Here is a 26,332-nt window from a genome sequence, read left to right on the forward strand (position 1 = left end):
ACCGCAGCCTCAGAACCGCTCTGCCAATCACGGCGGCAGCCGATCACTCACCCTTGCCGGTTTCTCACCGCACCTTGTCGAAGGTGATATGCACCTCGCCAATATCCACGCCGAATTTCTTCATGTAGGCCCGGTTGTAGACCCGCGTATCGCTTACCAGCCAAAGCCAGTCATCGAAGGCCACCCGCAACGTGCCATCCGGCACCGGCAGGTCGATCCGGTAGACCCAGTTGAACGTGTCTCCCCGCGCGGTTCCCCGTGCCTGCCCCAGAACGCCATCCGCGGTTCCGGTCCATGTCTGCGGTCCCGTCTTTGTCATCCGCCAGATGCGCCGCTCTTCCGAGCCGTCCTCGTAATCGAAATCCTCGACCAATGTCAGCGTCCGGCCGTCCCACGTGCCGTCGATGTCGACATCGAAGCGCCGCCGCACCGTGCCGAAGGTATCCTGGAACTGGCCGGTCGCCACGACCTTCCCGTCGAAGAACTCCTCGATCCGCAATGCGCGGTCCGACAGCTTCGGATCGTCGATGGACGGCTTGCCGGTGCATCCAGCCAGCGCAAGCATCAGAGCCCAGATCATCACGAGGATACGCATCACAAACCCTGCTTCTGCTCCGCGGCCCTATCGCCGCCTTTGAGGAAGTAACGCGGCAATGAGCCGGATCAACCCAACCGATCCGACGCAGGTTCGCCTTCACCGCGCGGCCCGTTAACGTTGCAACGCGGGTCGGCTTCAAGTTCACAGCCCATGTACGGTGGGTGTACGGGCGGTGTACGGCTGGTGATCCCGCCTTGTCGTCCTTCCAACCGGCGTTAACGATCAAAATCTGCAGCGCAACACCCCTTTCGGGGCCGCATCACCAAAGCAATTGCCCCGCTCCGCCCGTTGATCTATCAGACCGCATGCTCGATCAACCCGAAGACATCCACCCGCTCTTTCACGGTGCGCCGCAGACGACGGAGTTCAAGAAACTCCGCAAGCGCATCGTGCGCCATACCCGCGAGGCGATCGAGCAATACGGGATGATCGAAAAGGGCGGACACGATGCTGACGCGCCCAAGGCGCGATGGCTCGTCTGCCTGTCGGGCGGCAAGGACAGCTACACGCTGCTGGCCGTCCTGCACGAACTGCAGTGGCGCGGGCTTTTGCCGGTGGAGATCCTGGCCTGCAATCTCGACCAGGGCCAGCCGGGCTTCCCGGCGACCGTTCTGCCGGAGTTTCTCCGGAAGATGGGCGTGCCCCACCGGATCGAGTATCAGGACACCTATTCCATCGTGGTGGACAAAGTGCCCCAGGGCCGCACCTATTGCGCGCTCTGCTCGCGGCTCAGACGCGGCAATCTCTATCGCATCGCGCGGGAGGAAGGCTGTTCGGCGGTCGTGCTTGGCCATCACCGCGACGATATCCTCGAGACCTTCTTCATGAACCTCTTTCACGGCGGCAGGCTGGCGACCATGCCGCCCAAACTGCTGAACGAGGAAGGCGATCTCTTCGTTTACCGCCCGCTCGCCCATGTGGCCGAGGCCGACTGCGAGAAGTTCGCGACCGCGATGAACTATCCGATCATCCCCTGCGACCTCTGCGGATCGCAGGACGGGCTGCAGCGCCAGCAGGTCAAGCAAATCCTCGACGGCTGGGAGGCCCGCAGCCCCGGACGCCGCCAGGTGATGTTCCGCGCGCTGATGAACGCGCGCCCCTCTCACCTGCTGGACCCCAAGCTCTTCGATTTCGCCGGACTGGAGCGCACAACCGGGCAATAGCGCACGGCAAGCCAGATACGAAGAGTTTTAAACAAATTTCCTTCCCCGCCACCCTGCCCCGTTACCCCCCCCTCACCGCTTTCCTCTAGCCCCCCCCAGCAACGCCCCCGCGTTGCCTAGGGGAGACGATATATGGCGCAGAAATGGCCTTCCGTTCTCAAACATCTCAGGCGGCGGATGTCTCTGGCGCTGCTCGGCCCGCCGGCGCTGGCCTTTCTGCCCGCGCTCTGCCTCGCTGCCTATTGGTTCGGAGGAGAAGGGGCGCTTATCGTGCTCGCGGGGCTATTGCCCGTGGTCTACCTTGTGGGCGGCAACCTGAACGGCCGGCTCGCGCGGAGCGAGGAGGCGCTGACCGGGCTGCTGACGCGCACGGTCTTCGAGGATCTGATCGAAACCGCCTACGTCAAGGCCAAGGAAACCCGCCGCAGCGCCGCTGCCTTCTGCATCCTGATCGACGACTTCGAGGAGATCATCGAACGCTACGGCCAGAAGGCCGCCGACACCATCGCGCGGCGCGTCGGCGAAGAGCTGAAAGCGGTGCTGCGCAGCAACGACCGGATTGCCCAGATCGGCGACGCGCGCTTTGCGGTCTGCACCGACCCGGTGCGCCACCTCGATCTCGAGATGTGCCTGCAACTGGCCAACCGTTTCCAGCACGCGATCGAGGAGCCGATCTCGGTCGATGGGATGGGCGTCTATGTGTCTGCATCGGTGGGCTTTTGCCAGCACAGCCGTGCACCGGGGCACACCGGCGCGGAATGGTTGCAGGCTGCCGCCATTGCCCTGCGCGAGGCGCACCGGCGCGGCCCGTCGACGGTGCGCGCCTTCTCGGACCAGATGCGCCACGACCGGAGGGCCCGCGCCGAACTCCGCGAGGAGGTCGTCACCGCGCTGGAGAACGGACAGATCAAGCCCTGGTTCCAGCCGCAAATTTCCACCGATACCGGGCTGGTCACCGGGTTCGAGGCGCTCGCGCGGTGGAACCATCCCGAGCGCGGCCTGATCCCGCCCTCGCTGTTCCTGCCGGCGGTCGAGCAGGCCGGCCAGCTGGAGCGGCTGGCGGAGGTGATGATCTACCACGCCTTCGCGGCGCTCAAGGCCTGGGACAGCGCGGGGGTCGATGTCCCGCAGGTTGGCGTGAATTTCGCGGGCTCCGAATTGTCCAATCCCAAGCTGCTGGAAAAGATCAAGTGGGAACTCGACCGGTTCAATCTCGCACCGGCCAGATTGGCGGTTGAGGTCCTTGAAACCGTGGTGGCCAGCGCGCCGGACGACATGATCACGCGCAACATCAATGCACTTGGCGATCTTGGCTGCCGGATCGATCTCGACGATTTCGGCACCGGTCATGCCTCGATCGCCTCGATCCGCCGATTTGCGGTGAGCCGGATCAAGATCGACCGCTCTTTCGTGATGAAGGCCGACCGCGATCCCGACCAGCAGCGCATGATCAGCGCGATCCTGACCATGGCGGAGAGGCTGCAGGTAGAGACGCTGGCCGAAGGGGTCGAATCCGTCGGCGAACACGTCCTTCTCGCGCAACTGGGCTGCGATCACGTCCAGGGTTTCGGCATCGGCAGACCGATGCCCTTCGAGCAGACGCTCGACTGGATCGACAAACATATGGCCAAGCTGCAGGACGTCCCGCGGATCATGAACGACAAGACCCGCTGACGCCCCGCCATGCGGCCACCGGGCCTTGATCCGCAACCGCTTCCGCAAATCCGTGCCAATCCCCGCCCGCACCCGGGCCAAGCGTCGCAATTCGCCCGAATCCGCTTGACCTTTAGGGCTGACCTCTGTTGAACCACCCTAGTTTTCGGCAGACAGTCAGGTGGCGGTCCCCATGGACGAACAGAATAAGAATCTCATCCTCGCGACGGCGCTCAGCTTCGTCGTGATCCTGGTTTGGTTTGTCCTGTTCCCGCCGCCAGAACCCGACACCCCGATAGATGGCACCGTCCAGACAACTCAAGGCACGCCCACTGACACCGCGGTGCCCGCGGCACCGGCGGCGGGCACCGCGCCTGCGGGCGTCGATGCGGTAAGCCAGTCCGACAGCGCGAGTATCGCGAATGCGCCCCGCGTGCAGATCGATACACCCCGCCTGACCGGGTCCATCTCGCTTGTCGGAGGGCGCATCGACGACCTGAAACTGAAGGATTACCGCACCACGCTGGACGAAGGCGCGCCGATCGTGACCATGCTGTCGCCGCAGGGCACCGTTGACGCCTATTACGCGCTGCAGGGCTGGGCCGCGGGCACCGGGCTCGCGCCTGACGCCGTCCCCGGCCCCGACACGGAATGGACGCTGATCAGCGGCGAGGCCCTCGGCGTCGACAGCCCCATCACGCTGAGCTGGGACAACGGCGCGGGCCAGGTCTTTGGCCGCACGATCGCGGTCGATGAGAATTACATGTTCACCATGACCCAGAGCGTCACAAACAACGGCGACGCGCCGGTCACCCTCGCCCCCTACGGCATGATCGTCCAGCATACGGAACCCGACGATCTGGAGAACTTCTTTATCCTGCACGAGGGTGCCGTTGCCATCGCGGACGAGGAACTGATCGAGACTGACTGGGAAGACATCGCCGAGGCCGAGGTCAACGCGAAATGGGGCCGCCAGGCCATCGTGCAGGAGGGTGTGACCACGGGATGGGTCGGTTTCACCGATCACTTCTGGCAGGCGATCCTGATCCCCGGCGCGGGTCAGACCTTCGACCAGGCGCTGACCTACGACGCACGGTCCGACATCTACCGCGCCGTCACCCGCCTGCCCACCCAGACTGTCGCAACCGGTGCGACGTCGGAAATCTCCATGCAACTTTTCGCCGGTGCCAAGGAATGGGCGATCCTGCGCGAATACGAATCCGCCGGGGTGACCAAGTTCATCGACAGCATCGACTGGGGCTGGTTCTTTTTCCTGACCAAACCGATCTTCTGGCTGCTGCATGAGCTGAACAAGCTTATCGGCAACATGGGTTGGGCGATCATCGGCCTCACGCTCATCATCAAGGCGGTGCTCTTCCCGCTGGCCTACAAGTCCTACGTCTCCATGGCCAAGATGAAGGAACTCCAGCCGCAGATGGAAAAGCTCAAGGAGCAGGCGGGCGACGACCGCCAGAAGATGCAGCAGGGCATGATGGAGCTTTACAAGAAGGAAAAGGTCAATCCGGCGGCGGGCTGTCTGCCGATCCTTCTGCAGATCCCGATCTTCTTCTCGCTCTACAAGGTGATCTTCGTCACGATCGAGTTGCGCCACGCGCCCTGGTTCGGCGTGTTCCGGGACCTTTCCGCACCTGATCCGACCTCGATTTTCAACTTCTACGGCCTCGCTCCGTGGGACGCGCCCGAACCCACCAGCTTCATGGCGCTGATCTTCATCGGCATCCTGCCGCTCCTGCTCGGTATCTCCATGTGGCTGCAGCAAAAACTGAACCCGGCACCCACGGACCCCACGCAGCAGATGATCTTTGCCTGGATGCCCTGGGTCTTCATGTTCATGCTGGGCGGTTTTGCCAGCGGTCTCGTGGTCTACTGGATTGCCAACAACACGATCACCTTCACCCAGCAGTACCTGATCATGCGCAGCCAGGGCTACAAGCCCGACGTGCTGGGCAACATCCGCTCCAGCTTCAAGCGCAAGCCGAAGGCGGCGAATGATGTGAAGGAGCCCGCGAAAAAGGGCGGGAAGTGATGCACGTTTCGGCGCTCTGGCGGCACCCGATCAAGAGCCACGGACGTGAGAGCATCGAGAGCGTTGAACTGGTCGCGGGCCAGACCATGCCCTGGGACAGGGCGTGGGCGGTGACCCACGAAGCGACGCAGCCAAGTGCGAAGGATGGCGATTGGGCGCCCTGTCACAACTTCGTGATTGGCACGCGCACGCCGGGGCTTGCCGGTCTCTGGGCGCGGCTGGACGAAGGCGCGCGGCGGGTGACACTGCGCCACGAGGCGCTTGGCGAGCTGACCTTTTGCCCCGATGACGCGCAGGATCAGGCACGCTTTCTCGACTGGATCGCGCCGCTTTGCCCCGCCAACCGCAGCCGCCCCACCGGAATCGTGAGCGCAGGGGCGCGCGGCATGACCGACAGCGCCTTTCCCTCGATCTCCATCATGACGACCGCCTCCCATCAGGCCGTGGCGGCCCCCCTGGGCGGCGTGCTGGAGCCCGAACGCTGGCGCGGCAACATCTGGCTCGACGGCGCGGCCCCTCGGGAGGAAAACGACTGGATCGGCCACGAGGTTCGCATCGGCGGCGCGGTCCTGCGGGTGGAGGAGCCCATCGAACGCTGCGCCCATACCACCGCGAACCCCTTCACGGGGCAGCGCGATGCCGACACCCTCGGCACGCTGGAGCGCAGCTTCGGCCACCAGAACTTCGGCGTCTACGCCCGCGTGATCGAGGGCGGCACCGTCCGTGTGGGCGACAAGGCAGGCCGCGCATGACAACGCTCCCCTTCCCCCTCGCCGAAGAGCCGGACCCGCAGACGCTGGAACAGGGCCGCCTGCTCTTTGCCGGCGAAACCCAGTTCGTCAAAGGCGTCGTGGCCATGTCGGGCCTGCCAGACCCAGACCGGATGGAGGTCTGTTTCGCGGGCCGCTCCAACGTCGGCAAGTCGAGCCTGATCAACGCGCTGACCGGCATGAAGGGCCTCGCCCGCGCCTCAAACACCCCGGGCCGCACGCAAGAGATCAACTTCTTCACCGCAGGCGACAGCCATTACCTCGTGGACCTGCCGGGCTACGGTTATGCCAACGCCCCCGTTGCGGTGGTCGAGAAATGGCAGCGCCTGCTCAAGCAGTACCTCTCCGGTCGCCAGACCCTGCGCCGCGCCTTCGTTCTGATCGATGCGCGCCACGGGATCAAGAAAGTGGACGACGAGATCCTGACCCTTCTCGACACCTCCGCCGTCACCTTCCAGGTGGTGCTGACCAAGGCCGACAAGGTCAAGGAGAAGGACCGCGAAAAGATCCTCGACCAGGTGCGCCGGGCGCTCGCGAAACACCCCGCCGCCTACCCAGAGATCGTCGTGACAAGTTCCGAAAAAGGATGGGGCATCCCTACGCTGCGCGCCATCATCGCCACGCTGGAGTGACAGGGCGACCCCCGCTTCATCTTTCCACTACAACTCAATTGCACCGCTGCACCCGGCACCGCATTTCAGCAGTGGTCAATCCCGCCCGATCTCATATGATCCCCTCACCAAGAGGGCCAAGAGATGAGAAAACAAGACATGAATCGCGACTGGATCGCCACCGCGCAGACGCTGTCACAGGCGCTGCCCTATTTGCAACGCTATGCCGACGCCACCGTGGTGATCAAACTCGGCGGTCACGCCATGGGCAGCGACGAGGGCATGCAGATCTTTGCCCGCGACGTCACCCTGATGCGGCAGATCGGGGTCAATCCGATCGTCGTGCATGGGGGCGGGCCGATGATCAACGACATGCTGAAACGGCTCGACATCAAGTCCGAGTTCGTCAACGGCAAGCGCGTGACCGATGCCGCCACCATGCAGGTGGTGGAAATGGTGCTCTCGGGCTCGGTCAATTCCGATATCGTGCAGTCGATTTCGGAACAGGGCGGGCGCGCGGTGGGCCTGTCGGGCAAGGACAGCAACCTGATCCTCTGCGAGGCGGAAGACCCCGCACTTGGCCTCGTCGGCAAGCCCGTGAAGGTCGATCCGCGCATCCTGCGCGATCTCACGGAAAAGGATATCATCCCGGTGATCGCGCCCCTGGGCATGGGGGTCAATGGTGAGACCTTCAACATCAATGGCGACACCGCAGCCGGGGCCATCGCCGCCGCCCTTCAGGCCGACCGCCTGTTGCTGCTCACGGACGTGGCGGGCGTCAAGAATGCTGAAGGCGAAGTGCTGACCGAGCTGACGGCCAGCCAGATCAACGAGATGATCGCCGATGGCACCATCGCGGGCGGGATGATCCCCAAGGTGCAGACCGCGCTCGACGCGCTGGCCGGTGGCACCCGTGCTGCCGTCATCCTCGACGGACGCGTGCCCAACGCCTGCCTCTTGGAGCTGTTCACGCCACACGGTGCGGGCAGCATCATCCGCCGCGGATGAGGTACGCCGAGCTGGAAAGCCAAGCGCGCCAGCGCCAGCTTTCCCTGCTCGGCGGTTTTCAAGCCACGCCTGACGATGGCCTGCCCGAGGGCTGCGGCACATTGGTCATGCTGGGCCCGGATGAGCCTGCCTTCTGGCCCGCATTCACCCAAAGTCCCGAAGGCCAGGACGGCGAACCCGACCCGGTGGACCGCTGGTCAACGCGCGTGATCGGGAATTGGGCAGCGGAGATCGGTGCCATGCCGCTCTATCCTTTCGGTGGCCCGCCCTTTCGGCCCTTTTATTCCTGGGCCCTGCGCACGGGCCGCATCCATGCTTCGCCCGTCAACCTGCTGGTGCACGATGTCGCCGGGCTCTTCGTGTCCTTCCGGGGGGCGCTGGCCTTGCCCGAACGGATCGACCTGCCGGAATCGCCGCCAAATCCCTGCCAGTCGTGCCCGGACCAACCCTGCCGCACCGCCTGCCTTTCTGGCGCCCTGACGCCCCAAGGCTACGATGTGCCCGCCTGCAAGGCTTTCCTCGCAACGCCCGCCGGGGCTGATAACATGGCCCTTGGCTGCGCCGTGCGCCGCGCCTGCCCGGTCAGCCAGGGCTTCGGGCGCCTGCCCGCGCAATCCGCCTATCACATGCGCCAATTCAGAGGAAACTGACATGAAACGCCTCATCCTCATGCGCCACGCGAAATCCGACTGGTCGGGCAGCGGGCAGGACCATGACCGCCCGCTCAATCCGCGCGGTCGCCGGTCGGCGGGCGCGATGGGCGACTGGCTGAGGGAACAGGGCCTTCTGCCGGACGAAGTGCTGTCGTCGTCATCCATGCGCACGCGCGAGACGCTGGTTCGGCTGAACCTGCCGGAAGAGACACCCACGACCTTCACCCGCGACCTCTACCTCGCCCCGCACCACGACATCCTGCGCACCCTGCGCAGGGCAACGGGCAAGACGGTGCTGATGCTTGGCCACAATCCCGGCATCGGCTGGTTTGCCAGGGAAATCGTGGCGCATGCGCCCGATCATCCGCAGTTCGATCAGTATCCAACCTGCGCGACGCTGGTGGCGGAATTCGACATCGACGACTGGCGCGACGCGGACTGGGGAAAAGCAGACGCGCGGCACTTCGTCGTGCCGCGCGAGTTGTGAGACCGGTGGGTGGAGCGGGGCTCCACCTTACGTAAGGTGGGCGCACCGCCCACCCATGGTTTAGTGTCCGAGGATCTGGCTCAGGAACAGCTGCGTGCGCGGTGACTTGGGATTCTTGAAGAACTCCTCCGGCTCGTTCTGCTCCACGATCTGCCCCTCGTCCATGAAGATCACCCGGTTCGCCACCTGGCGGGCAAAGCCCATCTCGTGCGTCACGCAAAGCATCGTCATGCCCTCTTCGGCAAGCTCGATCATCGTGTCGAGCACTTCCTTGATCATCTCCGGGTCCAGCGCCGATGTCGGCTCGTCGAACAGCATGATGCGCGGGCGCATGCAGAGCGAGCGGGCAATCGCGACGCGCTGCTGCTGACCGCCCGAGAGCTGGCCGGGATACTTGTTCGCCTGGTCGGGGATTTTAACCTTGGTGAGGAAGTGCATTGCCACCTCCTCGGCCTCCTTTTTGGGCGTCTTGCGCACCCAGATCGGGGCCAGCGTGCAGTTCTCCAAGATCGTCAGATGCGGGAAGAGGTTGAAGTGCTGAAAGCACATGCCGACCTCGGACCGGATCTTGTCGATGTTCTTCAAGTCCGAGGACAGAAGCGTCCCATCCACCTCGATCGTGCCCTGCTGGTGCTCTTCCAGCGCGTTGATGCAGCGGATCAGCGTCGATTTGCCCGAGCCCGAAGGCCCGCAGATCACGATGCGTTCGCCCCGAAAGACCGTGAGGTCGATGTCGCGCAGCACGTGGAAAGACCCGTACCACTTGTTCATTTTCTGGATGGTGATCGCGACCTCGTCGGATACCTTCATCTGTGCAGTATCGGCCATGTGTTCAGCCCTTTCTGTTCATTATGCGCAATCGCTTTGCTACTTGAGCACGATCAACGATGGTCGGTCGCAAGGCGGCGTTCCAGCCACTGCGAGTATTGCGAGATGGAATAGCAGACGACGAAGAAAACCACGCAGGCAAAGCCCAAGAGTTCCCAGTAGACGCCGTTCCATTCCGTCGAGGCGAGGATCGGACCCCGGATCATGCCGAGAATGTCGAACATCGAAATGACCGAAACCAGCGTGGTGTCCTTGAAAAGGCCCACCGCGATGTTCACGATGCCGGGGATCGAGATTTTCAGCGCCTGCGGCAGGATAATAAGCCGCATCGCCTGTGGATAATCGAGGCCCAGCGAATCCGCCGCCTCGTACTGCCCCTTGGGCAGGGCGGCGAGACCGCCCCGGATCACCTCGGCGATATAGGCCGAAGAGAAGAGCGTGATCATGATCACCACCCGCAGGAACAGGTCCACCCCGGACCCTGGCGGGAAGAAATAGGCCAGCATGACGTTCGCCACGAACAGAAGCGTGATCAGCGGCACGCCGCGAATGAATTCGATGAAGACCACGCAGATCCACTTGATCAGCGGCATGGAGCTTTGCCGCCCCAGCGCCAGCGCGATGCCGATGGGCAGCGACAGCGACACGCAGGTCACGCCCAGCATCATGTTGAGCATGTAGCCGCCCATGTCGCGCGAGGGTACGGATTGCAGCGCCAGAACGTTCTCGGCCGCCGCGGTGATGTAGCCCGCGATGACCCAGGTCACGATGGCCGCCGCCAGGCCGCCGAAGAACCCGGCGGCAAAGCTTACCTTCTCAAGCCGCACATAGACGAGGTAGCCGATGACCACACCCGCCAGCGCCAGAATGGGCACCAGGATCGTGCCGCCCCAGATCAGCCAATAGGCAAGGAAGGGATAGATGCCAGTGAAGATCAAGAGCTTGCGCGGCAGATCGAAGAACAGCACCGGCGCCAGTGCCGCAAACAGCAACACGAAGGCCAGCGTGGGCCGCCAGTAAAGCTCGGACGGGTAGGTGAAGCCAAAGAGCAACTGGTTCCAGCGTTCGGTCAGAACGGCAAAGCAACCGCCGCTGACCCCCTGCAATATCTCGCGGCATTCCGACAGGCTGGAGGCGTTCCAGATGCCCGCGAAAATCCAGGGCAGGGTGCCCGACAGCACCAGGTAGATCACGTAGGCGGCCGCAATTGTCAGCAACGCGTTTGCCCAGGTCGCAAAGAGGTTCTGCCGCATCCATTTGACCACTCCGGTCTCGGCCGTAGGCGGCGGCACCGGCGGCAGGGACGTCTCGCGGACGAAGGCGACGGATTGTGCATGTGTATCACTCATCTTACCGCTCCTTCAGCTTAATGGCGTTGTTGTAGACGTTCATGAACGCCGAGATCAGCAGCGAGATCACCAGATAGAACAGCATTAGCAGAAGCACGCATTCGATGGCCCGGCCCGTCTGGTTCAGCGTGATGCCCCCGAGCGTCGCGGTGATGTCCGCATAGCCCACGGCGATGGCCAGGGAAGAGTTCTTGGTGATGTTGAGATACTGCGAAATCAGCGGCGGGATGATCACCCGCAGCGCCTGTGGCAGTACCACCAGGCTCATCACCCGGTTGGGCCGCAGGCCCAGCGCGGCCGCGGCCTCGGTCTGGCCCTTGCTGACCGCCAGGATGCCCGCGCGCACGTTCTCGGCGATGAAGGCACCGGTATAGATCGACAGCGCGAACCAGAGCGCGATCAGCGGACCGCCCACCTTGATGCCACCGCCAAAGTTGAAGCCGCGAAGCTCGGGGATGTCCCACTTGAGCCCGAGGATGAACAGCAGCGCCAAGAGCGGCACGAACCAGATCGCGAGGTTCGTCCAGAACGTCTTGGGCCGCACGCCCGTTGCTGCCTGCGTGGCATTGGCGCGGGCGGTGACCATCCGCGTGACAAAGAAGGACGCGACCAGCGTGCCGAGGACCAGGAGCCAGTTCACGATGCTCCCCTCCTCGCCGCCGATGCCGCGGGTGAAATAGGGGCCGGGCACATAAACGCCCCGGTTGGTAAAGGCGACGAGGTCGAGGAACATCGTCGAATCCGGGTTCTCGCCCCGGAAGGCGGCGGGCCCCGGCAACACGGCGATCATGATCGTGAAGATGATCACGATCCAGATCAGCACCGGAATGTTGCGGAAAATCTCGACATAAAAGGCCATGAGCTTGCGCACCAGCCAGTTGTTCGACAGCCGCAGTACGCCCGCCAGCACGCCAAAGACCGTTGCGGTCACACAGGCCAGAAAGGCGACCAGCAGCGTGTTCAGAACGCCCACGATCGCCGCGCGCAGGTTGCTCGACTGGCTGTTGTAGTCGATCAGCACCTGGTTGATGTCATAACCCGCCGGACTGCCGAGGAAGTCGAAGGAAATGTTCAGACCCTGCGCAGACAGGTTGGCCGCGAGGTTGCGGTAGAGGTAGGCCAGCGCCAGCGCCAGCAGGATGGCCGCGATCACTTGCAGCGTCATCGAGCGATAGCGCGTGTCGTTCAACAGCATGGATGGCCGGAACGTGCCCCCTTGAGGGTCGGTTGTTGTCGACATCAGATTGTTCCCCGTTGACCGACCGTTGGTTCAAGCCTGGCACCTTTCGGCGGTGCCGCGTGTCGGTATTCTGTTGGTCTTATGCGCGAGGGGCGCGGAATGATCCGCGCCCCCCGGCTTTGGTTCTTAGCGGAAGGGCGGGCTGTAGAGCAGGCCGCCGTCGGTCCACTGTGCGTTCAGGCCGCGGGCCAGACCGATGGGTGTTTCCTCGCCGATGTTCTTGGCGAAGATTTCACCGTAGTTGCCCTGGGTTTCGATCGCGCGCTTGAAGGCATCCGCGTCCAGACCCAGCATCGCGCCCAGCTCACCCTCGGTGCCCAGCAGGCGGGCCACTTCGGGGTTGTTGGTCGAGGACGCCATCTCACCCACGTTGGTCGAGGTGACGCCCAGCTCTTCTGCCGTGATCAGCGCGTTCAGGGTCCAGCGGACCACGTCGCCCCAATCGTTGTCACCGTGACGGACCAGCGGGCCCAGCGGCTCTTTGGAGACGATCTCGGGCAGCAGGATGTGGTCGCCCGGTGCCTCAAACGTGGCGCGGGTGGCTGCAAGACCGGATGCGTCGGTGGTGTAGACGTCGCAGGCACCGGCAAGGTACTGCTGCTGGGCTTCGGCGTTGGTTTCGATCGGCACCGGCTCGTAGCTGATGTTGTTGGCGCGGAAGAAGTCCGCGAGGTTCAGCTCGGTCGTGGTGCCGGTCTGGATGCAGACGGTCGCACCATCCAGTTCCTTGGCCGAGGACACGCCAAGTGCCTTGGGCACCATGAAGCCCTGACCGTCGTAGTAGTTCACGCCGACGAAGTCGAACTTGAGATCGACATCGCGCGAGAAGGTCCAGGTGGTGTTGCGGGCCAGCATGTCGATTTCGCCCGAGGCAAGTGCGGTAAAGCGGGTCTTGCCGGTGGTCGGAACGAATTCGACGGCAGTTGCGTCGCCCAGAACGGCGGCGGCGACAGCGCGGCAAACAGCTACGTCAAAGCCCTTCCATTCACCGTTCGCATCGGGTGCGGCAAAGCCCACGAGACCGGTGGTCACACCGCAGTTCAGCTTGCCACGTGCCTTTACGTCGTCCAGCGTCGCAGCCGCCGCAGCGCCTGCAGCCAGACCGGCGACTGTCAGTGCGCCGAAAAGTACAGATTTTTTCATTGTTACCTCTTCCTGATAATCCGCCACCTTTTTGGGCGGTTGAACCGGCACCTTTCTGGCACCGGAGGCGATACTTACCGGGTTCCCGGTCAGTGGCCCATAGTCTGCTCGGATTCATGTTTGATCGTCAAGGGCGCGCGGCCCAAAAAAGCCGCGATTACCGATGGTCTTCCTAAGGAAAAGGCAGTCCCGTCCGGGAACGCTCAGTCCTGTGCGCAACAAAGGGTGAACATGCGCCCGGCGTGCAGGAAACTTTCTTTCTTGATTTCGGCCATCTGTTCGGCCTCGTCGTCCTTACCCCATTGCTCGGCCTGCCAAATCTCGTCGAGGCGCGATATGTCCCAAAGCGCGTCAAGCGGTTTGACCTGTTCTGCCGCCGCAAATCCAAGGATCAGCGAGCCCGAAAGGCTCACCAAATCGTGAAACGCTGCCAGTTCGAACGGGGAAAGCGCATGTGTCCGTTCGGACAGGATACGTAGCGCCTCGGGGTCCTGTGGTGCATGGATCACCCCGGTGCGTGGCTCCAGCCGCGCGCCCAGCGCCTCGGCCCCCCAGTCCAGCATCGGGTCCCATTGCTCCGCCTGCCGCGCCACCAGCCCCTCGGGATGATCGGCGCGGTAGCACAAAAGATCGCTGTCGCCGTAAGCCGCGAGCATCTCGGCCACCTCCGCATGCTGCGTGGCAACCTTGTCGATGGCAGCATTCGTGGTCTTGGTCGCGGGCATCAGGTGCGGCCTGATCTCTTCCTCCTGCGCGTTCCATTCTGCGGCTACGGCCTCGGCCATGGCGCGGGTGGGCAGGATCAGCGCCCGCTTGGCCGGCGTTTTTACGGGTCGCGCATCCAGACGGACGGTAAAGCCACCCTCGGCCTCTTCCACTGTCGCCTCTTTCCAGAACCGCTTTGCCTTCCACTCGCTCATGCGGAAACGCTCCAAATCTGGTCCAGTGCCGCCCGCAGGTCGGCATAATCCTCCACGATCCGGCTGGCTTGCCCCAGCCGCTCGCGCGGGTGATAGCCCCAGCTCACCCCGATGCCCTGCACGCCCGCGGCGGCGGCCATCTCCATGTCGTAACTGGTGTCGCCGATCATCACCGTCTCTGACGGGGTCACGCCGGTGTCGGCCATGGCCTGCAGGATCATCGAGGGATGCGGCTTGGACGGGTGAAAATCCGCCACCTGCTGCGTCACGAAATAGCCCTCAAGCCCATGCCCCTCGATCAGCTTGTCGAGCCCCCGGCGCGACTTACCCGTTGCAACACCCAGCAGCACCTCGGGCAACGCGTAGAGCGCCTGCAGAGTCTGCATCGCTCCGGGATAAAGCGGCGAGGACTGCACCACGCCTGCATCCGCGCGCAGTTGCATGTAGGCATCCTTGTAGGCCTGCGCCATCCGCGCATGCGCCGCTGCAGACAGGTCGGGCCGCAGCGTGGGCATGGCCACATCGAGCGACAGCCCCACGATGCCCAGCACCTCGTCGCGCGGCGGCGGGGCAAGGTCCACGGCGGCAAAGGCCCGCGCCATGGCCGCGACGATATCGCCCTGGCTGTCGACCAGCGTGCCGTCCACGTCGAAGATCACCAACCGCAACGGTGCGCTCATCGCAACTCCTCGAAAGGGTCTTCCTGCGCCAGATCCTCGGTCCAGCCAAAGGTCTCGAAGGTCTGCGCCATATGCTCGGGCAGGTCCGCCGTCACGGTAATGACCTTCTTTGTCTCGGGATGCTCGAAGCGCATCATCCGCGCGTGTAGGTGCAGCTTTTTCGAGATGATCCCGCCCAGTTGCGCGCCCCAGCCGTCGCCAAGGTTCTCCTGCCCCGACCCGCCGTATTTCCCGTCGCCCACGATGGGATGGCCGATCTCGGCCATATGCGCGCGCAGCTGATGGGTGCGCCCGGTGATCGGCTCCATCGCCACCCATGCGGCGCGAGAGGCCACGCGGAACAGCGTGGCATAAAGCGTATGCGCCCGCTTGGCGCCCGGCGTGTCGTCCATGTCGCGCGGGTGCACGGCGATCATCTTCTCGCCCTCGCCGCCCTTGCCGCGCCCGCCCGCCTTGACCAGGCCAAAGCGGATTTCGCCCAGATACGGCGTCGGCACGCCCGCCACCACGGCCCAGTAAATCTTGCGCGTCTCCCGGTGCCGCATCGACGCGGTGAGCGCTTTGGCCGCCTCCCGCGTCCGCGCCAGCAAAAGGACACCCGAGGTATCCTTGTCGAGCCGGTGCACCAGCCGGGGTTTTTCGTCGAGATCGAACTTCAAAGCCTCGGCCAGACCGTCCACATGCCGCTCGCCCTGCCGCGAGCCGCCCTGCGTGGCCAGCCCCGCGGGCTTGTTGATCGCGATGACATGGTCATCCTTGTAGATCACGCAGTCGCGGATCATGCGGGCATCCGCCTCGCTGATCCGGGCCCTGGTCGGCGCGGGCGCCTCGCCCTCGGGCAACGGCGGGATGCGCACCTGCTGGCCCACCTCGATCCGCGTCGATCCCTTGACCCGGCCGCCATCGACGCGAATCTCGCCCTTGCGGCACATCTTCTCGATCCGCCCCTGCGGGACGTGCGGAAACTTCGAACGGAACCAACGGTCCAGCCGCTGGTCGCCGTCGCCCGGCCCCACGGTCACGGTCTGCACCCTGCTCATGCGAAAACCCCCCGCGCCAGGAACAGCCCCAGCATCAGCGCCGCGATGGAGAGGACCACGGAGAGCGTCACATAAAGGACCGCCCCCGAATAATCCCCCCGCTCCATCAGCGTCACGGTCTCGAGCGAAAAGGCCGAAAAGGTTGTAAAGCCCCCCAGCACCCCGGTCATCACGAAGGGGCTGAGATAGGTCAGCCCACGATGCGCGGCCGCCACCACGAAAACGCCCATCAGGAAAGAGCCGATGACATTGACCGCGATTATCGCCAGCGGAAACTCCTGCGGCCCGGTCAGACGCAGCATGCCGACCCCGGTCAGGAACCGAAGTGCTGCCCCGATGGCACCGCCGAAAGCAACAAGGAGGGTGGTTGAAAACATGGCCGCTCTGTCGTGCTTCGGGGCCGAATTGTCAAGCTGGGGGTGGCGCGGATGATCCGGTCCCGGCGTCCATCCCCTGCTTCATCTTTCCAATACAACTCCGGCGCAACGGAAACCTCAGGGCCGCCGTCTGAGAAAAGCGTGCCTCGCGCAGGAACGCCCCCGCAAAGTTCACCCCTCCCGCTGCGCCCTGAGCTTCGCGAAATACGCCAGCCGCTTCTTCAGCTCCCGCTCGAACCCCCGCTCTACCGGCGCATAAAGCGCGGGCCGCTCCATTCCGTCCGGGAAATAGTTCTGCCCCGAAAACCCGTCCTCGGCATCGTGGTCATAGGCATAGCCCGCGCCATACCCCTGTTCCTTCATCATCTTCGTGGGCGCATTCAGGATATGCTTGGGCGGCGGCTTCGACCCCGTCTCTTTCGCCGCCTTCCGCGCCCCCTTGTAGGCCACGTAAGCGGCGTTCGACTTCGGCGCGAGCGCGAGATAGGTCAGCGCCTGCGCCAGCGCCAGTTCGCCTTCCGGCGATCCCAGCCGCTCGTAGGTCTCCCAGGATTGCAGGCAAATCGCCTGCGCCTGGGGATCGGCCAGCCCGATATCCTCCACCGCCATCCGCGTGATCCGCCGCGCGAGATAGCGCGGGTCCTCGCCCCCCTCCAGCATGCGCGCGAACCAGTAGAGCGCCGCATCCGGGTCCGACCCCCTGACCGATTTGTGCAGCGCCGAGATGAGGTTGTAATGCGCATCCCCCGACTTGTCATATTGCGCCGCCCGCCGCGACAGCCGCGCGCCCAGCGCCTTTGTGTCCAGCCTGCCCTCGACCGTCCAGCCAGAGACCTGTTCCACGAGATTGAGCAGCGCCCGCCCGTCGCCGTCCGCCATCTCCAGCAGCGCCTCGCGTGCAGGCCCGTCAAGCGGCAGGGCACGGCCCAGTTCCTTCTCCGCCCGCTGCGCCAGCATCTCAAGCTCCGCGAGGCTCAGCCGCTCCAGCACCATCACCTGCGCCCGGCTCAGCACGGCGGCGTTCAGCTCAAAGCTGGGGTTCTCCGTCGTCGCCCCCACCAGCAGGATCGTGCCGTCCTCCATATGCGGCAGGAACCCGTCCTGCTGCGCCTTGTTGAAGCGGTGGATCTCGTCGACAAACAGCAGCGTCCCCTGCCCGTTCGCCCGCCGCATCTTGGCCGCCTCGAAGACCTTGCGCAGTTCCGGCACCCCGGAAAAGATCGCGCTGATCTGCACGAAGTGCAGCTCCGTCTCATCCGCCAGCAGCCGCGCGATGGTCGTCTTGCCCACCCCCGGTGGCCCCCAGAAGATGAGCGAGGACAGCGTGCCCGAGGCCAGCATCGTCGTCAGCGCCCCTTCGGGCCCCAGCACCTTTTCCTGCCCGATCACATCGGCCAGCGTGGCGGGCCGCAGCCGGTCCGCCAGCGGCCGATGCCCGCCCTGCGTGGGCACGTCCCCGGTGTCGAAGAGATCCGCCATCAGACCCGGAACCGCAGGATCGTCCGCCCCGCGCCGCGCTGCACCACCATCTCGATCACCCGGACCTGTCCGGCAAGCACGGCCGCCGCCTCCTCCGGATGCGTGATCTCGACCCCGTTGATCGCCAGGATCACATCCCCTACCCGCAGCCCCACACGGCGGCCGAAACGGCCCGTATCCGTCACCGCAACGCCTTCGGTCTCCAAGAGCAGGTTCAACTCCGAAATCACGGCCGGGTTCACCCGCACCAGCGTCAACCCCGGCAATAGCGTCCGCTCCCCCAGCACCGTCTCGTCCCGCGACGGCTCATCCGGTGCCGCGATCAGCGCCACCGAGAGCCGTGCCGCCACACCGTCCCGCAGATGCGTGACCTCCGCGACCTTCCCCAGCCCCGCCACCGACATGCGGTAGATCATCTCGGCAGGCGTGTTCACCGGCTGACCATCCACCTCGATGATCACGTCACCAACTTCCAGCCCGGCTTTGGCAAAGGGGCTTGCCGGATGCAGCCCCGACACGATGATCCCCCCGGGCCGGTCCAACCCCAGAGGCCCCGCCATATCCGCATCCACCGGCTGTCCGCTGATCCCCGCCCAGGGCCGCCCGAACACCCTCTCCCCCGCCCGCGCCTGTTCCACGAAGGCCCGCACAAGGTCCGCAGGAATGGCAAAGCCAATCCCGTTAGACCCGCCCGACCGCGTCAGGATCGACGTGTTGATCCCGATGAGCCGTCCCGACATGTCAATGAGCGCGCCGCCCGAATTCCCCGGGTTGATCGGCGCATCGGTCTGGATGAAATACCCCAGCCCCGAATTGCCCCCGCCCGCCCGGCTGCGTGCCAGCCCAGACACGATCCCGCTGCTCACGGTCTGGCCCACGCCGAAGGGGTTGCCAATGGCCAGCGCCAGCTCGCCCACCTCCACCGTCTCGCTGTCGCGTAACGCGAGATAGGGCAGCGCCTCCTCCGCCTCGATTTTCAGAATGGCAAGGTCGGCTTCTTCATCCCCCAGAAGCACCCGCGCAGAAAACTCCCGCCGGTCGTTCAGCACCACGCGGATTTCAGTCGCCATACCCACCACGTGGTAATTCGACACGACGATCCCGTCCTCGGACAGGATCACGCCGGAGCCAAGCGAATTCTGCACCCGGGGACGCTCGGAGAACGGATCGCGAAAGAAGCGCTCGAAAAACGGATCGCTCTGCAGGGGCGTCCGGCGCGGCTCGGCCATGATCTTGGCATAGATGTTCACCACCGCAGGGGCCGCCGCGCGCACAAGCGGCGCGAACGAAAGCTGCATCTGCGCAACCGAAGTCGGCACCTGCTGCGCGCTCAGGGGCACCGCCAAGACCAGTAAGAGAATAACAAGAAACCGCATCACCCGATCATATGCGCTCCGTCCCCATGACGCGCAACTCCCCTGCTTCATCTTTCCAATACAACTCCGGCACGACCTCAAAACAAAAAGCCCCGCCAGACGGCAGGGCTTTCCCTTCGCAAGATGCGAAAATATCTTATTCCGCAGCCGCGTCCTCGGCCTCGAGCCGCGCCTTGTCGGCGGCACCCTTGGCATCGCGGTCGCGGTCGACGAATTCGATGATCGCCATCGGTGCCATGTCGCCGTAACGGAAGCCGGCTTTCAGCACGCGCACGTAACCACCCTGACGGTCAGCATAGCGCGGGCCCAGCACCTCGAAAAGCTTGGTGACATGGGCGTCCTGCTTGAGCTTGGCCGCGGCCTGGCGGCGGGCATGCATGTCGCCGCGCTTGGCCAGCGTGATCAGCTTTTCCACGATGGGGCGCAGTTCCTTGGCCTTGGGCAGGGTTGTCTTGATCTGCTCATGTTCGATGAGCGAGCCTGCCATGTTCGCCCAGAGCGCCTTGCGGTGCTCATGTGTGCGGTTCAGGCGGCGGTATCCACGTGCGTGACGCATTGTTCTTCTCCAATCATGTGCCCTCTACGGGCGTTTTTGCTTTGTCCGGCAGCCGATGCGTGTCAGCCGCTCTCCTTGGGGTAAGCGTCTCCTGAAGGGAGGCGCGTCACCCGATAGTCGTCCGCCCTTGGGCGGGCGATGAAAGGGCGGTATCGCCCGGTCTTGTAAGGTGGGCATCCTGCCCACCCCGGGGGTGGAGGAAACCTCCACCTTACGTAAGGTGGGCGCACCGCCCACCCGTCAGGCTCAGAAGTTGTCTTCGAACTTCTTCGCCAGGTCCTCGATGTTGTCTGGCGGCCAGTCCTCGACATCCATGCCAAGGTGCAGACCCATGCCCGACAGCACTTCCTTGATCTCATTGAGCGACTTGCGGCCGAAGTTCGGCGTGCGCAGCATCTCGGCCTCGGTCTTCTGGATCAGATCGCCGATATAGACGATGTTGTCGTTCTTCAGACAGTTGGCAGAACGCACCGAAAGCTCCAGCTCGTCCACCTTCTTCAGCAGAAGCGGGTTGAACTCCAGACCGTCGTCCTCGTCCGCGCGGGACGCGGATTCCGGCTCGTCGAAGTTGACGAAGATGCCCAGCTGGTCCTGCAGGATGCGCGCGGCAAAGGCCACCGCGTCATCCGGCGTGATGGAGCCATCGGTTTCCACCTTCATGGTCAGCTTGTCATAATCCAGCACCTGCCCCTCACGGGTCGGCTGCACGTCGTAGGACACTTTCTTGACCGGCGAATAGATCGCGTCGATCGGGATAAGGCCGATGGGCGCATCTTCCGGCTTGTTCTTGTCGGCGGAAACATAGCCCTTGCCCGTGTTGACGGTCAGTTCCATGTACACATCCGCCCCGTCATCGAGGTGGCAGATCACGTGGTCGCGGTTCAGGATCTCGATGCCCGCGGACTCCGAGATATCGCCAGCGGTCACAACGCCCGGACCCTTGGCGGAAATCGACAGGCGCTTGGGCCCTTCGACTTCCATGCGGATCGACACACCCTTGAGGTTCAGCACGATGTCGGTGACGTCCTCACGCACACCGGCCACGGATGAGAACTCGTGCAGCACGTTGTCGATCTGCACGGAGGTGATCGCGGCCCCCTGAAGCGAGGACATCAGCACGCGGCGCAGCGCGTTGCCCATGGTCAGGCCAAAACCGCGCTCCAGCGGTTCGGCAACCACGGTCGCCTGACGCGCGGGGTCGTTCCCCGGCTTCACGTCCAGCTGCTGCGGCTTGATCAGTTCTGCCCAATTCTTGTGGATCATGTATCCCTCCATTCCTGCCTCGTGCCGCATGTCCGGTCGGCGCGAGACTCCCGAGGTTTCAAAATGCGTGCCGGGGCCCGTGCAAAATCACACGGGCCCCAGCGTTAAAAATCTGTCCTTAGACGCGGCGGCGCTTCGGCGGGCGGCAGCCGTTGTGCGCCATCGGGGTCACATCACGGATCGACGTGATGTTGAAACCCGCAGCCGCCAGCGCGCGCAGCGCCGACTCGCGGCCAGACCCGGGACCCTGCACTTCGACTTCCAGCGTCTTGACGCCGTGTTCCTGTGCCTTGCGACCCGCGTCTTCTGCGGCCAGCTGGGCGGCGTAGGGGGTCGACTTGCGCGAGCCCTTGAAGCCCATGGTGCCGGCGGACGACCAGGAGATCGCGTTGCCTTGCACGTCCGAGATCAGGACCTTGGTGTTGTTGAAGGTCGAATTCACATGCGCCACGCCTGCGGCGATGTTCTTGGAGACCTTGCGCTTTGCGGTGCGGCGGGTATCGCGTGCCATTGGTGCAGCCCTCCCTTATTTCTTCTTGCCGGCAATGGCCTTTGCGGGGCCTTTGCGGGTGCGTGCGTTGGTGTGGGTGCGCTGGCCGCGGACCGGCAGGTTGCGGCGGTGGCGCAGGCCACGGTAGCAGCCCAGGTCCATCAGACGCTTGATGTTCATCTGCGTGTCGCGACGCAGGTCGCCTTCGACGGTGTAGTTCTCGTCGATATGCTCGCGGATCTTGAGCACTTCGGCATCCGAAAGCTCGTTGACCCGGCGGGACTGTTCGATGCCAACCGCATCGCAGATGGCCTTGGCAGAGGCGTTGCCAATGCCGGTGATATAGGTGAGGGCGATGGGAACCCGCTTTGCAGTCGGGATGTTTACGCCGGCAATACGTGCCACGTGTCGTCTTCCTTTCGTTGCGGGTCCGTAACGCCAGACCCTTTTTTCACAACATAAGCCCGAGGCGTTGCGCGCGTCGGGCCCGGCTGATCAGGTGATCTCGTGCCCCGGGCGCGACCCTCGGCACGAATTGATTCTCTTTCGAGATAGCGCTGACTATGGGGTTTTCGGCAGGGCGTCAACCCAATCGGCCGGGGCCTGAAATCTTCGAAGAAATCGGGGCGGAGTTTTCGCAAACTCCGGCGCCCGGCTTAACCGTCCAATACCCCGGCAATCTCATCCTTGACCGCGTCGATGGTCCCAAGACCATCCACCGCCGTCAGCATCCCCTTGGCGTGGTAATAGCCGATCAGCGGCGAGGTCTGCTTGTAATACGCCAGCAGCCGCACCTTCAGGCTCTCGGCATTGTCATCCGCCCGCACCGGCTTGCCCGCCAACCGCGCTTCCTCCGCGCGCCCCACGATCCGGTCCACCAGAACCTCGTCGTTCACCCGCAGCTCGATCACATGGTCGATGCTTTGCCCCATCTCGTCCAAGAGCTGACCCAAGGCATCCGCTTGCTCCAGCGTGCGCGGGAAACCGTCAAAGATGAAACTGCCCCCCTTGGCACCTTCCAGCTTCTCCCGGATCAACCCGATGACGATGTCATCCGTGACCAGATCGCCCCGCGCCATGACATCGGCAACCATCTTGCCCATTTCGGTGCCGCTATCCTTGGCTTCGCGCAGCATGTCGCCCGTGCTCAGCTGCACCATCCCCCGCGACGCAACAAGGTGCTGCGCCTGAGTGCCTTTACCCGCACCCGGCGGCCCAAGAAGGATAATATTCATCGACGTACGGGGCTCCGTTTCTTGCGGGTCGTCTTGCCTTTGCCCTTGCCACGCAATTGCGACTTTTCAAGCAGGCCTTCGTATTGGTGTGCCAGAAGATGGCTCTGCACCTGTTGGATGGTGTCCATGGTCACGGACACGACGATCAGCACCGAGGTGCCGCCGAAGTAGAAGGGGATCGCGAACTGGCCGCGCAGGATCTCGGGGAACACGCAGACCAGTGCGAGATATCCCGAACCCAGCACAAGGATGCGGTTCACGACGTATTCGAGATATTCCTCGGTCTTCTTGCCGGGGCGGATGCCGGGCACAAAACCGTTCTGGCTTTTCAGGTTCTCGGCCACATCCTCGGGCTTGAAGCTCACGTTGAACGTATAGAAATAGGCAAAGAACACGATCATCGCGACGAAGAACAGCAGGTACAGCGGCTGACCGGGGCCAAAGTTCGCCAGCAGCACCGACATGATCGGCCCCGTGGAATTGCCCGAGAATGTGCTGATCGTTACCGGCAGCAGCAGCAGGGACGAGGCAAAGATCGCCGGGATCACACCCGACGGGTTGACCTTGACCGGCAGGTGCGACGAGCCGCCGTCGTACATCTTCATCCCGACCTGGCGGCGCGGATACTGGATGTGGATCTTGCGCAAAGCGCGCTCCATGAAGACGACGAACATGATCGTCACCACGACCATCACCAGCACGCCCACGATCAGCGCGGGGCTGATTGCACCCGACCGGCCGGATGCAAAGAACTGCGCCAGCGCAGCCGGAACCTCGGCGATGATGCCGACGAAGATGATCAGCGAAATACCGTTGCCGATGCCGCGCGCGGTGATCTGCTCACCCAGCCACATCAGGAACATCGTGCCGCCCACCAACGTGATCATGCAGGCGATGCGGAAATACATGCCCGGATCGGCGGCGATATCGCCTGCCTCCAGGCTGACGGCCAGACCGTAAGACTGCAAGGTCGCCAGCGCCACTGTGCCGTAGCGCGTGTACTGGTTCAGCTTCTTGCGTCCCTGCTCGCCCTCTTTCTTGAGCTGCTTCCAGGGCTCGTACATCGACCCCAGCAGCTGCACGATGATCGAGGCCGAGATATAGGGCATGATGCCAAGGGCAAAGATACCCATCCGACCCAGCGCACCACCGGTGAACATCGACACCATACCGCCGATGCCCTGGCCTGCGCTGTCCATGAATTCCCGCAGGGCGGTGCCGTCGATCCCCGGCACGGGGATGAATGTGCCCAGACGGTAGACGATCAGCAGACCCAGCGTGAAGAGGATCCGGTTGCGCAGGTCCGTGGCCTTGCCCAGTGCGGACCAGCTCGTGTTGGCGGCCATGTTTTCGACGGCTGATACCATTTTCGGGTCTCTTTTTTTGTGACGCAAACGCCGCCCGGGCTGTTTTCCAGCGGGCGGCGTCCCTGAAAACTCGAAAGTCTATGTAAGCGGGCGCGCGCCCGCTCACAAGCCTCGAAACCGGTTTACTCCGCCGCCGCCTCAGCTTTCGCGGCTACGGTCACGCTGCCACCGGCCTTCTCGACCGCCTCGACAGCGGATTTGGAGGCACCGGCCACATGCAGATCGACCTTGGCCGAAAACTCGCCCTTGGCCAGCACGCGGATACCGTCAAGCTCGCGGCGCACGAGGCCCGAGGCCACCAGCGCAGCACCGTCGATCGGCTTTTTCGCGTCCAGCTTCTTGGCGTCGATGAACTTCTGGATCAGACCAAGGTTCACAACGGCATAGGACTTGCGGTTCGGCTTGTTGAAGCCACGCTTGGGCAGGCGCTGGTAGAGCGGCATCTGGCCGCCTTCGTAGCCATTGATCGCCACACCCGAACGGGATTTCTGACCCTTGATACCACGGCCACCGGTCTTGCCCTTGCCAGAGCCGGGACCACGTGCCACGCGCATCCGCTTCTTGGCTGCGCCCGGGTTATCGGACAGTTCATGCAATTTCATGTCGCTTCTCCTTCTGCCGGAAACACCCCCCAGCGACGGGAGTGGGTGAACGCGGCGTTTCAAATAATGCGGCGCGGAATCGGCGCCACCGGGGGCGTATAGCGGTGCGGGGATGGGGGATCAAGAGGTCCGTGACCCCAGAACCGTCAGAGATGGCATATGACCTTGCTCAGAGGTTCAGAACCCCAGCAGTTTCGCCACACCCAGTCGCCTGCTTCCCCAGACAAGGGCGATCGGTCCGGCAAGCCCGACGATGGTCGCCACGAGAAGATGGACGTTCAGCCCATCGACGCCGACCTTCAACAGCCCGATGCGGAATGCTGCCGAAAAGATCGTGTGCGCCAGGAAGATCGGCAGGGAATAGAGACCCAGAAGCCGGAGGAATGCAATCGGTGCCGAGGGTCGCTCGGCCCCGGGATCGAGGCGCGCAAAGACGATGCAGGCAGACACCGTCAGCACCAGCGACACCAGCAGCGACGCCCAGATCTGCGATGCATTCCAGATCAGCAAGCCAAAGACCGCACCCGCCATCACCACCAACCAAGCGGGCGGTTTTCGGTTGGCAATGCCACCCAGCGCGATACCGGCCACGAAATAGGGAAAATGCTCAACCGTTGCCCCAAAGGTCGGCGAGGGCACATAGAAAAACGGGATCAGCAGCGTGAGCGCCACCGCCAGCACACCGAAGACGACGCGCAACCGCGCGACATCCAGTACCGGTCGCAACGCCCGGAACAGTCCCAGCACCAGCACCTGCGACAGGAACAGCGCCCAGAGGAACCAAAGATGCTCGTAGGGTGGCAGCGGGATCAGCGGAAAATCGGCCAGCGTCACCGGATGGTTCGCGGCCCCGCCCGCGAGCAGTTTCATCCCGAAGAACAACCATGTCCACAAAACGAAAGGCCAGAGAAGCCGCCGCACCCGGCTTGCGAGGAAAGGCGCGGCCTCGATCCGTTCCACCACTTCGAGGAACAGGAGCCCGGACAGGAAGAAGAACAGAGGCATGTGCCAGGCATAGATCATGTTATCGACGGCACGAAACAGTGCCTCATCCCGCAGGATGCCGGCATGGAAAGCCCCGCGCCAGGCATGACCGAAGACAACGAAAAGGATGCCGATCCCCTTGGCCGTGTCGATGGCATGGAGCCGCCCGGTGCTTTGCGCACCGCTATCTCCTGCCTCACGCATACCGATATGCGAACTGATCAAAACCAACTGCCTGTCCCGCCTCATCACAACCCTCCCGTCGCGCGAGGGCTTCGCGGACGGTCATCAATCTTATCATAGCCGACCCTTACGGCCCGATTAGAGCGGTTCCATCTTTCGTTGAATCAAAGGGGATTCCCATGAGGTGTGTTTTCTGATTCATCCTGTTCAGGAGGATCAGTTCATGCCCA

Annotated in this window: 27 protein-coding genes; 8 read left to right on the forward strand and 19 right to left on the reverse strand. The window is 63.7% G+C overall.

Annotated elements, in window-relative coordinates; all coding sequences use genetic code 11:
- Nucleotides 1-64: 64 nt before the first annotated feature.
- Nucleotides 65-595, reverse strand: coding sequence for a DUF3833 domain-containing protein (locus AB2B41_RS09275; protein WP_367877493.1), 531 nt, complete (start codon nucleotides 593-595; stop codon nucleotides 65-67).
- A gap of 308 nt (nucleotides 596-903) precedes the next feature.
- Here AB2B41_RS09275 and ttcA point away from each other — a divergent pair, with 308 nt between their 5' ends.
- The 8 genes from ttcA (at nucleotide 904) to AB2B41_RS09315 (ending at nucleotide 8,990) form a co-directional block, all read left to right on the forward strand.
- Nucleotides 904-1,761 (forward strand): tRNA 2-thiocytidine(32) synthetase TtcA, encoded by an 858-nt coding sequence (gene ttcA / locus AB2B41_RS09280; protein WP_367877494.1) that lies wholly within the window; start codon nucleotides 904-906, stop codon nucleotides 1,759-1,761.
- 132 nt (nucleotides 1,762-1,893) lie between these two features.
- Nucleotides 1,894-3,435 carry a putative bifunctional diguanylate cyclase/phosphodiesterase gene (locus AB2B41_RS09285; protein WP_367877495.1) on the forward strand — a complete coding sequence of 514 codons (1,542 nt, stop codon included), beginning with the start codon at nucleotides 1,894-1,896 and terminating at the stop codon, nucleotides 3,433-3,435.
- A 172-nt stretch (nucleotides 3,436-3,607) separates the two neighbouring features.
- Nucleotides 3,608-5,461, forward strand: a complete 1,854-nt coding sequence (gene yidC / locus AB2B41_RS09290; RefSeq protein ID WP_367877496.1) for a membrane protein insertase YidC — start codon at nucleotides 3,608-3,610, stop codon at nucleotides 5,459-5,461.
- Entirely contained in the window at nucleotides 5,461-6,213 is a 753-nt protein-coding gene (locus AB2B41_RS09295) for an MOSC domain-containing protein (RefSeq protein WP_367877497.1), read from the forward strand. The genes yidC and AB2B41_RS09295 overlap by 1 nt, the downstream gene beginning before the upstream one ends.
- Nucleotides 6,210-6,863 (forward strand): ribosome biogenesis GTP-binding protein YihA/YsxC, encoded by a 654-nt coding sequence (gene yihA, locus AB2B41_RS09300; protein ID WP_367877498.1) that lies wholly within the window; start codon nucleotides 6,210-6,212, stop codon nucleotides 6,861-6,863. Before AB2B41_RS09295 ends, yihA begins: the two co-directional genes overlap by 4 nt.
- A 123-nt stretch (nucleotides 6,864-6,986) precedes the next feature.
- Nucleotides 6,987-7,850, forward strand: a complete 864-nt coding sequence (gene argB / locus AB2B41_RS09305) for an acetylglutamate kinase (RefSeq protein ID WP_367877499.1) — start codon at nucleotides 6,987-6,989, stop codon at nucleotides 7,848-7,850.
- A complete protein-coding gene (locus AB2B41_RS09310; protein ID WP_367877500.1) occupies nucleotides 7,847-8,500 on the forward strand; it encodes a ferredoxin in 654 nt (217 codons plus the stop codon). The genes argB and AB2B41_RS09310 overlap by 4 nt, the downstream gene beginning before the upstream one ends.
- Nucleotide 8,501: 1 nt before the next feature.
- Nucleotides 8,502-8,990, forward strand: a complete 489-nt coding sequence (locus AB2B41_RS09315) for a SixA phosphatase family protein (RefSeq protein WP_367877501.1) — start codon at nucleotides 8,502-8,504, stop codon at nucleotides 8,988-8,990.
- Nucleotides 8,991-9,050: 60 nt separating this feature from the next.
- On the opposite strand, the gene AB2B41_RS09320 is transcribed toward AB2B41_RS09315, so the two are convergent.
- The 18 genes from AB2B41_RS09320 to AB2B41_RS09405 all read right to left on the reverse strand — a co-directional run bounded on the left by AB2B41_RS09320 (nucleotide 9,051) and on the right by AB2B41_RS09405 (nucleotide 26,168).
- Nucleotides 9,051-9,818, reverse strand: coding sequence for an amino acid ABC transporter ATP-binding protein (locus AB2B41_RS09320; RefSeq protein ID WP_367877502.1), 768 nt, complete (start codon nucleotides 9,816-9,818; stop codon nucleotides 9,051-9,053).
- A 53-nt stretch (nucleotides 9,819-9,871) separates the two neighbouring features.
- Complete coding sequence (locus AB2B41_RS09325; protein ID WP_367877503.1) at nucleotides 9,872-11,167, reverse strand: amino acid ABC transporter permease; 1,296 nt, start codon at nucleotides 11,165-11,167, stop codon at nucleotides 9,872-9,874.
- 1 nt (nucleotide 11,168) lies between these two features.
- On the reverse strand, nucleotides 11,169-12,407 hold the full coding sequence (locus AB2B41_RS09330; RefSeq protein WP_367877504.1) for an amino acid ABC transporter permease: 1,239 nt from the start codon (nucleotides 12,405-12,407) through the stop codon (nucleotides 11,169-11,171).
- Between the two features lie 126 nt (nucleotides 12,408-12,533).
- Entirely contained in the window at nucleotides 12,534-13,550 is a 1,017-nt protein-coding gene (locus AB2B41_RS09335; protein WP_367877505.1) for an amino acid ABC transporter substrate-binding protein, read from the reverse strand.
- A gap of 203 nt (nucleotides 13,551-13,753) precedes the next feature.
- Nucleotides 13,754-14,470, reverse strand: a complete 717-nt coding sequence (locus AB2B41_RS09340; RefSeq protein ID WP_367877506.1) for an ATP12 family chaperone protein — start codon at nucleotides 14,468-14,470, stop codon at nucleotides 13,754-13,756.
- On the reverse strand, nucleotides 14,467-15,150 hold the full coding sequence (locus tag AB2B41_RS09345) for an HAD-IA family hydrolase (RefSeq protein WP_367877507.1): 684 nt from the start codon (nucleotides 15,148-15,150) through the stop codon (nucleotides 14,467-14,469). Before AB2B41_RS09345 ends, AB2B41_RS09340 begins: the two co-directional genes overlap by 4 nt.
- Nucleotides 15,147-16,190, reverse strand: a complete 1,044-nt coding sequence (locus AB2B41_RS09350; RefSeq protein WP_367877508.1) for an RluA family pseudouridine synthase — start codon at nucleotides 16,188-16,190, stop codon at nucleotides 15,147-15,149. The genes AB2B41_RS09345 and AB2B41_RS09350 overlap by 4 nt, the downstream gene beginning before the upstream one ends.
- Nucleotides 16,187-16,567, reverse strand: a complete 381-nt coding sequence (gene crcB, locus AB2B41_RS09355; RefSeq protein WP_367877509.1) for a fluoride efflux transporter CrcB — start codon at nucleotides 16,565-16,567, stop codon at nucleotides 16,187-16,189. The genes AB2B41_RS09350 and crcB overlap by 4 nt, the downstream gene beginning before the upstream one ends.
- Before the next feature lie 171 nt (nucleotides 16,568-16,738).
- The gene (locus AB2B41_RS09360; protein WP_367877510.1) at nucleotides 16,739-18,046 is read right to left on the reverse strand and encodes a replication-associated recombination protein A; all 1,308 of its coding nucleotides are present in this window, start codon (nucleotides 18,044-18,046) and stop codon (nucleotides 16,739-16,741) included.
- The gene (locus tag AB2B41_RS09365; protein ID WP_367877511.1) at nucleotides 18,046-19,422 is read right to left on the reverse strand and encodes a trypsin-like peptidase domain-containing protein; all 1,377 of its coding nucleotides are present in this window, start codon (nucleotides 19,420-19,422) and stop codon (nucleotides 18,046-18,048) included. The genes AB2B41_RS09360 and AB2B41_RS09365 overlap by 1 nt, the downstream gene beginning before the upstream one ends.
- A 136-nt stretch (nucleotides 19,423-19,558) precedes the next feature.
- The gene (gene rplQ / locus AB2B41_RS09370; RefSeq protein WP_367877512.1) at nucleotides 19,559-19,978 is read right to left on the reverse strand and encodes a 50S ribosomal protein L17; all 420 of its coding nucleotides are present in this window, start codon (nucleotides 19,976-19,978) and stop codon (nucleotides 19,559-19,561) included.
- Between the two features lie 246 nt (nucleotides 19,979-20,224).
- On the reverse strand, nucleotides 20,225-21,241 hold the full coding sequence (locus AB2B41_RS09375) for a DNA-directed RNA polymerase subunit alpha (RefSeq protein WP_367877513.1): 1,017 nt from the start codon (nucleotides 21,239-21,241) through the stop codon (nucleotides 20,225-20,227).
- Between the two features lie 118 nt (nucleotides 21,242-21,359).
- Nucleotides 21,360-21,752, reverse strand: a complete 393-nt coding sequence (gene rpsK / locus AB2B41_RS09380; protein ID WP_367877514.1) for a 30S ribosomal protein S11 — start codon at nucleotides 21,750-21,752, stop codon at nucleotides 21,360-21,362.
- A 15-nt stretch (nucleotides 21,753-21,767) separates the two neighbouring features.
- Nucleotides 21,768-22,136 (reverse strand): 30S ribosomal protein S13, encoded by a 369-nt coding sequence (rpsM, locus tag AB2B41_RS09385; protein WP_367877515.1) that lies wholly within the window; start codon nucleotides 22,134-22,136, stop codon nucleotides 21,768-21,770.
- Between the two features lie 251 nt (nucleotides 22,137-22,387).
- On the reverse strand, nucleotides 22,388-22,966 hold the full coding sequence (locus AB2B41_RS09390) for an adenylate kinase (RefSeq protein WP_367877516.1): 579 nt from the start codon (nucleotides 22,964-22,966) through the stop codon (nucleotides 22,388-22,390).
- A complete protein-coding gene (secY, locus tag AB2B41_RS09395) occupies nucleotides 22,963-24,333 on the reverse strand; it encodes a preprotein translocase subunit SecY (RefSeq protein ID WP_367877517.1) in 1,371 nt (456 codons plus the stop codon). The genes AB2B41_RS09390 and secY overlap by 4 nt, the downstream gene beginning before the upstream one ends.
- A 122-nt stretch (nucleotides 24,334-24,455) precedes the next feature.
- A complete protein-coding gene (gene rplO / locus AB2B41_RS09400) occupies nucleotides 24,456-24,935 on the reverse strand; it encodes a 50S ribosomal protein L15 (RefSeq protein ID WP_367877518.1) in 480 nt (159 codons plus the stop codon).
- 177 nt (nucleotides 24,936-25,112) lie between these two features.
- Nucleotides 25,113-26,168 (reverse strand): acyltransferase family protein, encoded by a 1,056-nt coding sequence (locus tag AB2B41_RS09405; protein WP_367877519.1) that lies wholly within the window; start codon nucleotides 26,166-26,168, stop codon nucleotides 25,113-25,115.
- Between the last annotated feature and the right edge of the window lie 164 nt (nucleotides 26,169-26,332).

This window comes from Sulfitobacter sediminis (assembly GCF_040811725.1).
GTDB lineage: Bacteria > Pseudomonadota > Alphaproteobacteria > Rhodobacterales > Rhodobacteraceae > Sulfitobacter > Sulfitobacter sediminis.